Origin of the sequence: Vibrio sp. N418, assembly GCF_000222565.1 — a bacterium.
Classification (GTDB): Bacteria; Pseudomonadota; Gammaproteobacteria; order Enterobacterales; family Vibrionaceae; genus Vibrio; species Vibrio scophthalmi.
The window spans coordinates 203,551-216,127 of record NZ_AFWD01000045.1 but is presented as its reverse complement, the minus strand read 5'-3'; the positions used below and the strand labels follow the sequence as shown (position 1 = coordinate 216,127).

Below are 12,577 nucleotides of genomic sequence, written 5' to 3'. Positions count from 1 at the left end.
GGATCAATGGTAGACCTGCCGCAACATCAATCGTTAGGTTTGGTTGATAGGAGATGGCAAGATCGATCTTACCCGCAGCCACCAGCTTGGGAGGGGTACTTGGATCGGCCGGTTCTTGAATATTGATCTGTAATCCATGATCTTTGAAGTAGCCACGTTCTTGCGCGATGATAATTGGTCCGTGATTCGGGTTTACGAACCAATCTAGCATGAGCGTTAACTCTTTTTCTTGGGCGAGAGCATGAGTTGAAAACAGCGAAGCAAGCAGCGCTGTGGTAGAAAATAGTTTCTTATTTATCATCGGTTTCTTCCTTTTCAATATCCTATTTGTTTTCCCAAGGGATGACTTTTTTGAGTAATTTATCGGTGGTGAAATAGAGCGCGATCGAGAGTAGAGCGAGAATAAAAAGCGCAGCGAACATCTCGTCGATGATCATGCGTGCATTGGCTTGCAGCATGAGGTAGCCCAAGCCAGCACTAGAGCCGACCCATTCGCCAACAACGGCACCAATTGGTGCAATCACGACGGCAACACGAATACCTGACGCCAAGGTTGGTAATGCCGCGGGCAGCTGTATATGACGCAGGAGCTGCCATTTTGATGCGCCCATTGTTTTCGCAAGATCGAGATACCCGGTTGGGGTATTGCGCAGACCGTCATAGCAACAGGTGGTCACTGGAAAAAAAATAATGATCGCGGCCATCACCACTTTTGATGCAATACCGTAGCCGAGCCACAGCATCAAGACGGGGGCAATGGCGAATACAGGAATGGCTTGGCTGGCAATTAATATTGGTAACAACCAGCGTTTGAGTGGCTCAAAAAGCAGCATTTGCAACGCAAACAGTAGCCCCATAGAAAGGCCAAGTAGCAAGCCAAGCAAAATTTCTTGCGCAGTGACCCAAGAGTGTTTGAGTAATACGTCATAGCGTGAAAATAGCTTGCTCAGCACCTCTATTGGGGCGGGCAAGATGAAGCTCGGCATATTAAAAACCATCACCACTAACTGCCAGAGGCCCAAAATAACCGCAATACTGATGGTGATACGCAGAGCTGGAGGCGTTTCACGTTCTTTGTTGTTCACGTATTGCTTGGCTGCATGGTATCGGCTTATCTCATCCATAATCTTTCTCCAGTTGATCTAAGATTGCCTGTTGCAGTTGAGCGCACTCACCATCCAGTGTGCGTGGCGGTGGCGATTTAGGTACGTGAAGCTCTTGTGCTTGAGCGGGCGTGCCTTGCAAAACACAAAGTTGATCCGCTAATCGCACCGCTTCTTGGGGATCGTGAGTGATCAGTACTACGGTTTTGTCTGCGAGTAAGGAAGCGGCTAAGTTCTGTAATTTGTGGCGTGTTACGGCATCTAGGGCGGAGAAAGGCTCGTCCATCAGAACGAGAGGCTTGTCTTGCATCAAGGTACGCGCTAGCGCAACTCGCTGACGCATACCGCCTGAGAGTTGGTCTGGTCTTGTTTCAGCTTGATCTCCTAGCCCAACCAGCTCAAGCAGTTGCAACGCTCGTTGATGTGTATTGTTGCAGTGTTGCGTATTGGAACCTTGAAACGTATTGCTGCTTGGTGTGGCAGAAAAGCGCGTGCTGAGGCACACGTTGTCGAGCACATTTAGCCAAGGTAATAACAGATCTTGTTGTGCCATATAAGCAATTCGCTGATCAAGCACTAGGTTATCACTGGTCAGCAACTCGCCTTGCCAATGGACTTTGTCGTCCAATAAACCGGCGAGATAACGCAGAATCGTAGTTTTACCACAGCCACTGCGGCCAAGTAATACGGTCCATTTTCCGGCCGGTATGGTGAGGTTCACTTGGGCTAGGGTTGGGGTTGAGCTGTCTTTGTATTGCAAACTGGTATTAATGAGTTGAACGCCAAGCGCATTAGCACTCATCGTTATATTTTCCTAAATGCGCACTGGCGTAAAAATGATGAACAGGCCCGTGTCCTTGACCAATATTCAGTCTATCGGCATGAGCAATGGCTTGAGTGATATAGGCTTTAGCTAGATGCACAGCGTTTTGCATGGCATGACCTTGAGCAAGATACGAAGCAATGGCGGACGAAAGGGTACAGCCCGTGCCATGTGTATTGTTGGTCGGAAAACGTTTCGCACTGATCAATTCGCAACAACCCGGCATGATCAGTAGATCATTACTGTTTTCAGAGTCTTGCAAATGGCCACCTTTTAATAATACCGCTTGTGCGTCGAGTGCCTGAAGGCTCGAAATCATAGCGTTCATTTCAGTTTCTGTTTTTGGGATCGGCAGACCGGTCAGTGCTGCGCCTTCTGGTAAATTGGGCGTAATGATGTTCGCCAGTGGGATAAGCTCTTGCTTTAAAGTGCTAATGGCTGACTGCTCAAGCAGTAGATCACCGCTGGTGGCGACCATGACAGGATCAATCACTAAGTATTTAGGAGCGTATTGGCGCAGCTTATTGGCGACCACACGGATGATACTAGCATCGGCCAACATACCGACTTTGACGGCGACAATATTTAGGTCAGAAAAGACCGCATCAAGTTGGCTTTCTACATGGGTCAGTGGAATTGGAAAAATAGCACTGACACCTTGGGTATTTTGTGAGGTGATGGCTGTGATGACTGAACAGGCGAAGCTACCGGTTGCCGAGATCGCTTTGATATCGGCTTGGATGCCTGCGCCACCACCACTGTCTGAGCCCGCGATGGTTAATACGATTGGAATGTATGATGACGATAAATGTGATGGAATTGATGGTGATGGTGCCATGGTTGCTCCTATGACATAACGTATAGGAACTGACACTGACTGAACGACGGTAAAATCTTGGGACCGAAACCGTCGAGGCTAACTGATATTTCAGAGCTAGTAGCAAAGTGTTGATAGTTCCCTACGTCAGTGTTAACTGAATCAGGTTCAACGGGTCTCGAATTTCGATCTCAGCCATTGCAATGGCCCCCCGACTATTGACTTGGATAATATCAGCTCAGTGAGTGAAGGACTACCACAATAATTTGGCTTTAATAGCCAACTATAAGCGCGATCACGTTTAAGGTTGGCGATGATTTCTTCGGCCTTTGCTTTTGCTCTACCTTTGATTTGCATGAAAAAGTGAGATGTCTAACTCAATGACTTCTAGCCCTTTAAACTCTCGGAAGCATAATGGAAAAAACGGAACGATGATCAAGGTAACATTCGATCATTTAGCGATAAGTTAATGCAACCGTTGCGATCCTTGATCATGCTTTCGTTCTTCATTCCAGGCATGAGCTGCCATGAACTCCACATGTGTCTCGACAATCTTATTCGATTCAAGCTGCCACTGATGCTGTTGTTGCTGATTACAAAACTCTAAAGACAGCACCGTTAAGTGCTGCATGCGCTTCATTGACCAATCTTTGAGCTCAATATCTGCTAGGGGCTGGCAAACAGTGGCTTGTAGCTTGGCATATGCCAATTGAAGGTATTGGTAAGCCAGCTTTGGATCCTGATAACGAAAAGCATGAAAGATTCGTAGGCAACCGTCGAGCCAACACGCGATCGCCTTACTTTGGAGCTCGGTGATCGATGGCCCCCATACCGCATCGGGTACATTGAGGATCAATACTTGAAGATGTTTCTCTTGATCATGCTTTCGGTTTTGATGCCAATCGCTGATCTCGTTTACCCACGTATCTAGTTTCATCATGCAGCTTCAACCAACTGTTTTACAAAGTGATTCGGTCCGACTTGGTTCACGCCTTGGGTGACAATCGCACTGGTTGCGCGAATTTGATCGGCCTCTACTGAATAGTTTGGTTCAGTTTCGACCAAATGACCAAATGGAAGATCGGGATCTGGTACCGCAGAGATCAACAGCTTGGTATAAGGATGTTGTGGGTTGGTGAGGATCGCTTGAGTGTCTCCCCATTCAACTATTTGGCCTTTGTACATCACTGCAGTTTCTTCTGCGATGTAGTGCGCGGTCGCAAGATCATGAGTGATGTAGAGAAAACCGATACCAAGATCTTTTTTCATTCGTTGCATCAGATTCAGTACACCTAGGCGGATTGAGACATCCAACATAGAGGTTGGCTCGTCTGCCAGTATCACTTCTGAGCCGACTGCGAGGGCGCGCGCTAAATTCACACGTTGGCGCTGGCCGCCACTCAGCTCATGAGGATATTTACCTAAGGTGTCCGGCGCGAGTTCCACCAGCTCAAGCAATTCTTGCAGGCGTGCAGGGATATCACTATCGCGCTTTACTTGTTTATGGATCTTCAAAGGACGAGTTAAGTGATGCTCGATGGTATGAGTTGGGTTAAGTGAACCAAACGGATCTTGAAAGACCATTTGAACTTTACTGCGATAATCGAGTAATTCTTTACGACTGTGGATGTCATTGATATTTTTGCCACGATAGAGGATCTCACCACTTGTCGCAGGGTAGACCTTAGTCATTAAGCGGGCACAGGTACTTTTACCACAGCCTGATTCGCCCACTAAAGCGAGCGTGCGGCCTTTGTGGATGTCAAAGCTGACGCCTTGTAAGGCTTTAAAGCGCTCAACAGAAGAGAAACCACCGCCAATGGTGAACTCCTTCACGACGTTGTTGAGTTGAATGATTGGTTCGCTCATGCCATTGCTCCTTCAGTCGAGTGCTTCCCTTCATGGATGTTCGGGAAAGAGGCCCATAATTTTTGGGTATACGGATGTTGTGGGTTATTGCGGATCTGTTTTGAGCTGTTCACTTCAACGATTTCGCCATGGCGCATGATCGCGATACGGTTACACAATTGGCTCATCAGCGCCAAGTCGTGGGTGATAAACAGGACTGAGAAACCAAATTCTTCACGCAGTTGATAGATTTGCTGCAAAATCTCACGTTGTACCACCACATCCAATGCGGTCGTGGGTTCGTCCATGACGATCAGCTTGGGATTGAGCGATAACGCGATCGCAATCACTAAGCGTTGGCGCATGCCACCACTGAATTGATGGGGATATTCAGACAGACGATCACGAGGAATATTGACCAAATCGAGCAATTGCTCGGCGCGTTTGGTCGCTTGCTCTTCGTTCATGCCACGGTGATGACGAAGTACGTCAGCAAATTGTTCTTTGATTGGAAGCACAGGGTTGAGAGAGTTCATGGCGCTTTGGAAAACCATGGCGATCTCACTCCAGCGGATTGCACCAATCTCTTTATCCGAAAGTTTCAGCAGATCACGACCTTCAAAGTGTATTTGTCCTGCTGAGATAAAGGCTGGCGGCTTATGTAAACGGTTAATGGCAAAAGCAATGGTACTCTTACCACAGCCTGATTCACCCGCTAGGCCAAAGATTTCACCTTTGCCAATATCAAAACTGACCGATTTTACGGCGTTAAAATCGCCAGTATCGGTAATGTAGTCAACGCATAAGTTGCGAATTTTAATGATGGGGTCAGCATGAAAAGCATGCTGAAGAGCTTGGTCACTCATAACGATTCTCATATGATAAAGATAATGATTATCATTAACTCTTAATTCGATCGAGAAAAGAAGTCTGGTATAAAAGAGTGAAGCTGGTCGTAAAATAGTCGCAAAAACCCTTGGGAAGAACGAAAGGATTTAATCGAAGTAATGGTGATTATTTGTGCTTGAGATGATCTAGAACAAAGGGAGTATTTTCAGCGGAGCCTTTAACTGTACTGCGCAATTTCATTAGGCGCAAAATAAAAAAAGCCGATTTTCATATCTCTGTTTTGAACTATTAGCGATATCACATTCCCGAACGAATCTACTTAACAAGCTAGGGTTCAGTTTGCTAAAGATTAGGGCGTCCCTAGCATGGTTTGTTCGGAGGTTTCCTATGTCCATCAATTCTATCGACCATGATGAAATGACAAGTATTGCAAATAAGTGGGACTTCACGGAAGAAGTTGAATCGTTAAAGCCAGTGACAGTTGTCAAAACTGCCCAAGCGCGTCGCCGCATCGAAATGTTGCGTGAGATTCGTGAAAGTGGCTTAACCATTGAAGAAGCAAAGGAACTGGGCTTACTTCACTAAGTCGTTAATTGCATATACTTGTAAACAGGGTGGCTAATCTATAAGCCACCCTTTGTTGTTTTTGATCTGACCACTGTTTTCTTCTCTCAACATTGCGCTCTTATGTGCTATATTTCCGCTTTGTATTTTTTTTTGTTCGAGATCTTACTATGTCGGTGAATTTGTCGCTGCTACCCGCAGATGAAAAAAATAAGGTTGAGCTAGATAAGCAAGCCTCATTTTTAGTGTGGAAGCTTCGAGAGGCGAAATCTGGCCCTGAAGAGATAGTACAACAGGCGAACCAACTGGTTGATGAAGCAGAACGCACTTGGTTTATGCAAAGTGTTGAGAAATACAAACGAATGATGGGCATCGCGTGACCCAAAGCAAATGAGGCGAAATTGAAAAGCCCTCATTTTTTGCTAGAATCCCTCGCGTTAAATTGAAATTAGAGAGAACATCCCAATGGGAAGAAGTTTTGAAGTGCGCAAAGCCTCTATGGCGAAAACTGCAGGCGCAAAAATTAAAGTTTATTCCAAGTACGGTAAAGAAATTTACATGAGCGCCAAAAACGGCGGTTCAGATCCAGACATGAACTTGTCACTACGTCACTTGATCACGAAAGCGAAAAAGGACCAAGTTCCTGCGCACGTTATCGAGAAAGCGCTTGATAAAGCAAATGGCGGCGGCGGTGAAGATTACCAACCAGCTCGTTACGAAGGTTTCACTCCTGGTGGCGCTAGCGTGATCGTTGACTGTCTTACTGACAACGGCAACCGTACGTTCCAAGATGTTCGCCAATGCTTCGTAAAAACAGGCGCTAAGATTGGTGTTGCGGGTACGGTATCTCACATGTTCGATCACCAAGCTGTATTCCAGTTTAAAGGTGAAGATGAAGAAGCAGTACTTGAAGCCCTAATGATGGCGGATTGTGATGTTGCTGATATCGAACTAGAAGATGGCGTGATCACAGTTTACGCACCAAACACTGAGTTCTTCAAAGTGAAAACAGCACTAGCAGCTGAATACCCAGAGCTAACGCTAGACGTTGAAGAAATCACGTTCGTACCTCAAACGTACACAGAAATCTCGGCAGATGACCAAGAGAAATTCCAGAAGTTCCTAGACCTTCTAGAAGACTGTGATGACGTTCAACAGGTTTACCACAACGCTGAAGTTTAATCTTTCGCGCTGAATTGGTATAAAAAAGGCTTCGCACTGCGAAGCCTTTTTTGTAAATAGATTTTGAAGGCACTTATATGGACAATGATTCTTCTATTTGAAGTCATTTCCTTGGTGAGCGAAGTTTACTCACAATATTGCTCCTCATACTCGAGAGGAGTATACGTCGAACCATCAAGAAGGCGGTTATAAGCCAAATATGCCATAGTGCGCGCTTTGGTGTTGTAGGTAAACGCAACAATTGTTCTCGATGTATCAATTATGTCATCAACTGACATTCCTAGAAACGCTTTACAGGCGATAACCTTGTCATATTTTCGGCTGATTTCCCAAGCTATTCTGGCGTTTGCATCACTCTTATCACTAAAGTCATAATTTAAGTTTTCTTGTTGATAACGAGCATTTTGCTTCAGTACATTGCGAATCGGCTCTGTGACCTCCAAAGCGTTGATAAAGGCTTCAATGTCATCTCGTATTCCATCATTGTTTTCATCAGGACCGACTAACGAGTCATTCCGATCAAGCAGATGATCGAAGTTTTCATAGATAACGTTAAACTGCTCGTCGATGGTTGCTTGAGATTTCAATTCTTCAATGAGCTCAGCTGTTTTATCTATCACTATTGGACGCGTTGGCTGTGGATTCTGAGTCTTTTCCTCCGATTCAATATTACATCCGACGAGGAACAATATAAAAAATGTAGAGAGCTTATTCATATCGACATCCTATTAATAGTGTAATAGGGCAGAAAATATGGTTATTTTTATAACGGTTCAATGTAATCAGTAAGAACACGCCATATTGATTATGGAAGTTAGAGTGAAGCAAAAAACTTACAGACAAATGTTTGGAAAAGTCTTATTTGTAAGATGTTGATTGAGATGGGCTCACTATGATGAACTGCCAAACGATTCAATTTTCCAGTATGTCACGTCGCAGATGGTTTTAGAATCTTGCCTAGACACGCGTTTGTTTGAAAAGTAGGGGCGAGTTATTGCCAGGCTGTTTAAGATTAATGATATGGGGCGTTAATGGCTTAATCATGCTTCTTACCTTGATGGAATTGTTTGTCAGTTTACAGTGTAAAGGTAATTAACATACTGAAAATAAAAAATAATATTCAGTTATCGTTAGTTGCATGCCATCTGTCTTCAGCGTTAAAGTGATAGAAATATGAAGGTAAGGTTTATAAAAAACCACTAAATTCAGCCTCTTCTGACAAACGCAGATCAATAAATTGTGTTTGTTCTGACGTAATTGGCTCAAACACTTCTAATATTAGAAGACGATATCTGATTCGTTGAATAAGGAAGAAAGATGAATAAAACACTATTAATTCTAAGCAGTGCTGTTTTCGTTCTAGCGGGTTGCCAAGATGAAGCGCCAGAAAAGCCTCTCGCACAAGCCCCTGCGGAGCAAGTGACGGAAAATGTGACCGTTGATGTTACCGATGGTGTTCAAACGATATCACAAGCAAGCTCGACCTTGTCTGAAGCCAGTAGCAGCGTTGTAAGACCAGAGGAAGCGGTCAGTTCTGCGGAAGGTCGTTTGCAGCATAGTGCGCGCAATTCTCTTGATTGGGAAGGTTTATACATCGGCACATTACCATGCGCAGATTGTTCAGGTATCGCAACGTCATTAACGCTTAATTTTGATGGTACGTACGAGTACGATCAAAACTATCTTGGTAAAGGCAAAGAAGGCGAATATAAATCAAGCGGTGAGTTTATTTGGAACAGTAAGGGTGACACTGTCACGCTCTCTAAGGAAGATGGCTCACTACAGTTCTTTGTGGCTGAAAACGCCCTTATGATGCTGGATGTTGATGGTAATAAAGTCGAAGGCCCGATGGCAGACAATTACACATTAGTACAACAAGAATAATGGGTGATTGACGAGTGTTTTTATTACACTCAATCGCTTAAATTCGATAGACGATAAAATCTTAAAAGCAGCCTGTGGGCTGCTTTTTTCTTGTCTCATCGATAGAGCTGTGCCCCTGTGTTCTATGGCTCGAAAGGGTGAAGTTATATTGACAACGTATTAGCAAAGTAACATTAGCCAAAACACAGAAAAACATTACAATACGCCGGATTTTATAATGACGGCGGAATGATCCTTGAAACTGAGCAAAAGATTAAAGCACCTTGATCAAATGGTAGGCAGTGGTTATAGCCATATTTGGGATTGCTGCTGTGATCATGGTTTCCTTGGTATGACATTACTGTCGCGTCAGGCCGCAGAACACGTCCATTTTGTCGATATCGTACCGAAATTGATGCAAGAGCTTACCGCGAATCTACAACGCTTTTACCCACATTCTATCTCCCAATGGCATACGCACTGTATTGATGTTGCTACCTTGCCATTACAACAGTATCAAGGCCGACACTTGGTGATCATTGCTGGAGTGGGTGGGGATCTGATGATGCAATTTGTTGAGCAGATTTATACGACTTTCCCCCAGCTGACAATCGATTTTCTATTGTGTCCCGTTCATCATCATTACGCGCTACGACAAACGTTGATTAAGCTTGATTTTAGTTTGTATAAAGAAACGCTAGTGGAAGATAACCAGCGTATTTATGAGATCCTGCTAGTGTCTTCAGCGCCTGATAAGACACGTAAGATCCATGCTGTTGGTGAGTTCATTTGGCAACCTCATTGCGAAGAACAATCTCTTGTGGCAACTAAATATCTGGCTAGGACTCTCGAGCACTATCGCCGAATGCAACAAAGCAAAGACGTTGCTCATATTGTTCATGCTTATCAGGCGGTCACTATTGAATATGCAGAGGTTGACTGAACGATGTCGTTGCATAGTGAAGTAAAATTTTGATTTGCTGATAAATTACTTTGATATTTTTGATCTCAGCGCCCAGCTCCCAGTTTACCTCTTCGGCTGGGCTCGTTTAAAACACGAGTACCCGAAAAGCGATGCCTTTCGTGGTCTTGCCCATGATGTTTTCCCTATTGTGATTCAGTAAATGTTGAAGTGATGGTTGATTGAATTGGCATGTACTCATAGTAACTATCATTTTTGCACATATTAATTGAAGTGCTGAATTGAAGCAGCATAGACGGTAATATTGTTGATATCAGACGAGTTTTTTGTTGGATGTGCTTTAATTTAGCTGGGCCTCACTATAGATTACGGCCTACAAAGAAGTACAACTTATCAGTGATAAAACCCATACGATAACAAGCAACGCTCGTCATGGCTTACATACTTATAAGATCAGTTTAAAACGTTAATGTTACTAGGAGTAAATAGATGGAATGGTATCTTGCAGTATTAAAAAAATATGCCGTATTTAGTGGTCGTTCAAGACGTAAAGAATATTGGATGTTTTTTTTAATTAACCTTATTTTTACCTTACTACTAGGGTTCGTTGATGGACTTTTAGGTACGGTTGTATTGGGCTTTGTTTATAGCTTAGCGGTACTAATTCCAAGTATTGCTGTGGGTGTTCGCCGTTTGCACGATACTGGACGCTCAGGCTGGTGGTTATTGATTAGTTTGATCCCAATCATCGGTATTGTGGTTCTGATTTACTTCATGGTGGGCGACAGTGCACCAGGCCATAACGAGTACGGTCCAAATCCAAAAGGTTCGGATGGCATGTTTATCTAGTTATGTGATTTTGCATCATAGATTAGTATGAAAAAGGCGAGCTGATGCTCGCCTTTTTCATTTGAAGTGCACGACTAAATCGGTTGGCGTCATTTACACCGTAAAACGGTCAACCAAGTCATACAACTCATTTGCACGGCTATTGAGGGTTTGACTACCAGCGCGGTTTTCGTTGGCTAATTTCGCTGATTGAGAGCTCTGATCGGAGATAATGACGATTCGCTCGGAGATCTCTTGGCCGACTAAACTCTGCTCTTCAGTGGCTGTGGCGATCAGTGCGTTCATGTCCATGATGGTATCGATAGAATGTTGGATTTTAACCAACGCTTCGGCAGCGGCATTGGCTTCTCCAACAGTATCTGAACTTCGAGACTGGCTCGATTCCATCGCTTTAACCGCATCATCAGACGCAGATTTGAGCTGTTCGATCATTTTGTGAATCTCACCTGTGCTTTGTTGAGTGCGGCTGGCCAGATTACGAACCTCATCTGCCACTACAGCAAAGCCACGTCCTTGTTCGCCTGCACGAGCGGCTTCAATGGCGGCATTTAAGGCCAATAAGTTGGTTTGCTCTGCAATGTCCTGAATGACTTCCAGTGATGAGGAAATATTTTGTACATCGCCTTCTAAACGAGAAATCACTTGTGTCGCTCTTAGCACTTCATCAGCTAAAGCTTCAACTGACGCAGCGGCAGAGTTGACGATTTGCTGCGCTTCTTTGGCATTGTCATCGGCTTCTCTCGCAGAATCCGCCGCTTGGCTTGCGTTACTGGAAATCTCTTGAGCGGTGGTGGTCATCTCTGTCATCGCGGTGGCCACCTGCTCTGTTTCTTCGCGCTGGCCAGTTGCCAGTTGATCCACTTGAGCGGCGCGGTTTGACATGTTGGTGGTTTCACTGACCACTTGCACGCCCACTTGGCTGACACTGCTGATAATGTTCTGCAGGCTGACTACAAACGCATTAAAGTTACTGCTTAGGCGGGCAAACTCAGGGGCTTTGAATGCTTCCATTCGGGCGGTGAGATCGGCATCGCCATTGGCAAAGGATTGAATTGAACGATCAAACTGTTCAAGTGGGCTCATGATGGTGCGATTGACAGCAACGGCGAAAATCGCCACAAGAGCGGCAATGGCTAAACAGAAGGTAGCAATAGCGGTGAGCGTGCTTTCCAGCGCTTCATTTGAGCGCTGGTTCATCTGAGCGACAACGGCATCTATGTCGTCGGTGTAAAAACCCGTCCCCAGCATTAAATCCCATTCAGGGATAAAAATCGAATAGCTGAGTTTAGGCAGTGCGACGGTTTCGCCCAATTTAGGGAAATAGTAGGTGGTGAAGGCGCCTGTTTTCGAGTTTTTGATCAGATCGCGAATTAAGTAATTACCCTTTTGATCTTTTAGGTCGATGTAGTTTTTACCAATGCCGTCGGTGTTTTTCCCAACCACGACGCGTATCCCTTTAGAGTCGTAGCCAAAAATGTAGCCGGATTGACCATATTCTAATTCTCTAAGCGTTGGTAAGGCTTCTTCAAGCGAAGCTCCGCGATCAAGGAAAGGTTGAATCGAGGATTTTGCCATTTGTAGATATGCGGTGAGCTCGTTTTGTTTCATCTCCATCATATTGTTGCGAGTCGCTTCGACTTGCTGCGCTGTTAGCGCCGTGGTTTTATAATAGGCCACACTCATCATACCGATGGCCATCAGCAACAAGGGAACAATTGATAAAATATAGAGTCGTTTTCTTATTGTTAGATTCATAC

Annotated in this window: 15 protein-coding genes and 1 riboswitch; of the genes, 6 read left to right on the top strand and 9 right to left on the bottom strand. The window is 44.6% G+C overall.

Translation table 11 applies throughout. The features are described from left to right. The 7 genes from RH86_RS09475 to RH86_RS09445 all read right to left on the bottom strand — a co-directional run. A partial coding sequence (locus RH86_RS09475) for an ABC transporter substrate-binding protein (protein ID WP_009733804.1) occupies nucleotides 1-301 on the bottom strand: 301 nt, incomplete at its 3' end. 22 nt (nucleotides 302-323) lie between these two features. Next, nucleotides 324-1,124, bottom strand: a complete 801-nt coding sequence (locus tag RH86_RS09470; protein WP_009733803.1) for an ABC transporter permease — start codon at nucleotides 1,122-1,124, stop codon at nucleotides 324-326. After that, on the bottom strand, nucleotides 1,117-1,905 hold the full coding sequence (locus RH86_RS09465; protein ID WP_009733802.1) for an ABC transporter ATP-binding protein: 789 nt from the start codon (nucleotides 1,903-1,905) through the stop codon (nucleotides 1,117-1,119). Before RH86_RS09465 ends, RH86_RS09470 begins: the two co-directional genes overlap by 8 nt. Beyond that, on the bottom strand, nucleotides 1,895-2,764 hold the full coding sequence (gene thiD, locus RH86_RS09460; protein ID WP_009733801.1) for a bifunctional hydroxymethylpyrimidine kinase/phosphomethylpyrimidine kinase: 870 nt from the start codon (nucleotides 2,762-2,764) through the stop codon (nucleotides 1,895-1,897). The genes RH86_RS09465 and thiD overlap by 11 nt, the downstream gene beginning before the upstream one ends. Before the next feature lie 101 nt (nucleotides 2,765-2,865). After that, nucleotides 2,866-2,967: riboswitch (TPP riboswitch) on the bottom strand. 242 nt (nucleotides 2,968-3,209) lie between these two features. Continuing rightward, nucleotides 3,210-3,683, bottom strand: a complete 474-nt coding sequence (locus RH86_RS09455) for a transcriptional regulator (RefSeq protein ID WP_190275904.1) — start codon at nucleotides 3,681-3,683, stop codon at nucleotides 3,210-3,212. Further along, a complete protein-coding gene (locus RH86_RS09450) occupies nucleotides 3,680-4,612 on the bottom strand; it encodes an ATP-binding cassette domain-containing protein (RefSeq protein WP_009733799.1) in 933 nt (310 codons plus the stop codon). Before RH86_RS09450 ends, RH86_RS09455 begins: the two co-directional genes overlap by 4 nt. Further along, entirely contained in the window at nucleotides 4,609-5,457 is an 849-nt protein-coding gene (locus tag RH86_RS09445) for an ABC transporter ATP-binding protein (protein ID WP_009733798.1), read from the bottom strand. The genes RH86_RS09450 and RH86_RS09445 overlap by 4 nt, the downstream gene beginning before the upstream one ends. 370 nt (nucleotides 5,458-5,827) lie before the next feature. Between RH86_RS09445 and RH86_RS09440 the strand changes: the two genes are divergently transcribed. The 3 genes from RH86_RS09440 (at nucleotide 5,828) to RH86_RS09430 (ending at nucleotide 7,186) form a co-directional block, all read left to right on the top strand. Further along, nucleotides 5,828-6,025: a hypothetical protein gene (locus RH86_RS09440; RefSeq protein ID WP_005600316.1), complete on the top strand. Its 198-nt coding sequence runs from the start codon at nucleotides 5,828-5,830 to the stop codon at nucleotides 6,023-6,025. 149 nt (nucleotides 6,026-6,174) lie between these two features. Next, on the top strand, nucleotides 6,175-6,384 hold the full coding sequence (locus RH86_RS09435) for a DUF3283 family protein (protein ID WP_006711103.1): 210 nt from the start codon (nucleotides 6,175-6,177) through the stop codon (nucleotides 6,382-6,384). An 85-nt stretch (nucleotides 6,385-6,469) separates the two neighbouring features. Next, nucleotides 6,470-7,186 (top strand): YebC/PmpR family DNA-binding transcriptional regulator, encoded by a 717-nt coding sequence (locus RH86_RS09430; RefSeq protein WP_005600314.1) that lies wholly within the window; start codon nucleotides 6,470-6,472, stop codon nucleotides 7,184-7,186. Between the two features lie 125 nt (nucleotides 7,187-7,311). Here the strand turns inward: RH86_RS09430 and RH86_RS09425 are convergent, their stop codons facing one another. Further along, nucleotides 7,312-7,902 (bottom strand): hypothetical protein, encoded by a 591-nt coding sequence (locus tag RH86_RS09425; RefSeq protein ID WP_009733797.1) that lies wholly within the window; start codon nucleotides 7,900-7,902, stop codon nucleotides 7,312-7,314. A gap of 601 nt (nucleotides 7,903-8,503) precedes the next feature. On the opposite strand from RH86_RS09425, the gene RH86_RS09420 reads away from it, so the two are divergent. From RH86_RS09420 to RH86_RS09410, 3 genes are all read left to right on the top strand, one after another. Continuing rightward, nucleotides 8,504-9,070, top strand: coding sequence for a copper resistance protein NlpE (locus RH86_RS09420; RefSeq protein ID WP_009733796.1), 567 nt, complete (start codon nucleotides 8,504-8,506; stop codon nucleotides 9,068-9,070). A 235-nt stretch (nucleotides 9,071-9,305) separates the two neighbouring features. After that, on the top strand, nucleotides 9,306-9,992 hold the full coding sequence (locus RH86_RS09415) for a tRNA (adenine(22)-N(1))-methyltransferase (RefSeq protein WP_009733795.1): 687 nt from the start codon (nucleotides 9,306-9,308) through the stop codon (nucleotides 9,990-9,992). Between the two features lie 468 nt (nucleotides 9,993-10,460). After that, complete coding sequence (locus RH86_RS09410; RefSeq protein ID WP_009733794.1) at nucleotides 10,461-10,820, top strand: DUF805 domain-containing protein; 360 nt, start codon at nucleotides 10,461-10,463, stop codon at nucleotides 10,818-10,820. Nucleotides 10,821-10,913: 93 nt separating this feature from the next. Here the strand turns inward: RH86_RS09410 and RH86_RS09405 are convergent, their stop codons facing one another. Next, complete coding sequence (locus RH86_RS09405) at nucleotides 10,914-12,575, bottom strand: methyl-accepting chemotaxis protein (protein WP_009733793.1); 1,662 nt, start codon at nucleotides 12,573-12,575, stop codon at nucleotides 10,914-10,916. Nucleotides 12,576-12,577: the final 2 nt, after the last annotated feature.

What these genes read in the sequence shown, in the direction of transcription:
- RH86_RS09420 (WP_009733796.1), top strand. Translation starts at nt 8,504, where the DNA reads ATGAATAAAACACTATTAATTCTAAGCAGTGCTGTTTTCGTTCTAGCG.
- thiD (WP_009733801.1), bottom strand. Translation starts at nt 2,764, where the DNA reads ATGGCACCATCACCATCAATTCCATCACATTTATCGTCATCATACATT.
- RH86_RS09450 (WP_009733799.1), bottom strand. Translation starts at nt 4,612, where the DNA reads ATGAGCGAACCAATCATTCAACTCAACAACGTCGTGAAGGAGTTCACC.
- RH86_RS09410 (WP_009733794.1), top strand. Translation starts at nt 10,461, where the DNA reads ATGGAATGGTATCTTGCAGTATTAAAAAAATATGCCGTATTTAGTGGT.
- RH86_RS09465 (WP_009733802.1), bottom strand. Translation starts at nt 1,905, where the DNA reads ATGAGTGCTAATGCGCTTGGCGTTCAACTCATTAATACCAGTTTGCAA.
- RH86_RS09435 (WP_006711103.1), top strand. Translation starts at nt 6,175, where the DNA reads ATGTCGGTGAATTTGTCGCTGCTACCCGCAGATGAAAAAAATAAGGTT.
- RH86_RS09425 (WP_009733797.1), bottom strand. Translation starts at nt 7,902, where the DNA reads ATGAATAAGCTCTCTACATTTTTTATATTGTTCCTCGTCGGATGTAAT.
- RH86_RS09430 (WP_005600314.1), top strand. Translation starts at nt 6,470, where the DNA reads ATGGGAAGAAGTTTTGAAGTGCGCAAAGCCTCTATGGCGAAAACTGCA.
- RH86_RS09405 (WP_009733793.1), bottom strand. Translation starts at nt 12,575, where the DNA reads ATGAATCTAACAATAAGAAAACGACTCTATATTTTATCAATTGTTCCC.
- RH86_RS09455 (WP_190275904.1), bottom strand. Translation starts at nt 3,683, where the DNA reads ATGATGAAACTAGATACGTGGGTAAACGAGATCAGCGATTGGCATCAA.
- RH86_RS09440 (WP_005600316.1), top strand. Translation starts at nt 5,828, where the DNA reads ATGTCCATCAATTCTATCGACCATGATGAAATGACAAGTATTGCAAAT.
- RH86_RS09470 (WP_009733803.1), bottom strand. Translation starts at nt 1,124, where the DNA reads ATGGATGAGATAAGCCGATACCATGCAGCCAAGCAATACGTGAACAAC.
- RH86_RS09445 (WP_009733798.1), bottom strand. Translation starts at nt 5,457, where the DNA reads ATGAGTGACCAAGCTCTTCAGCATGCTTTTCATGCTGACCCCATCATT.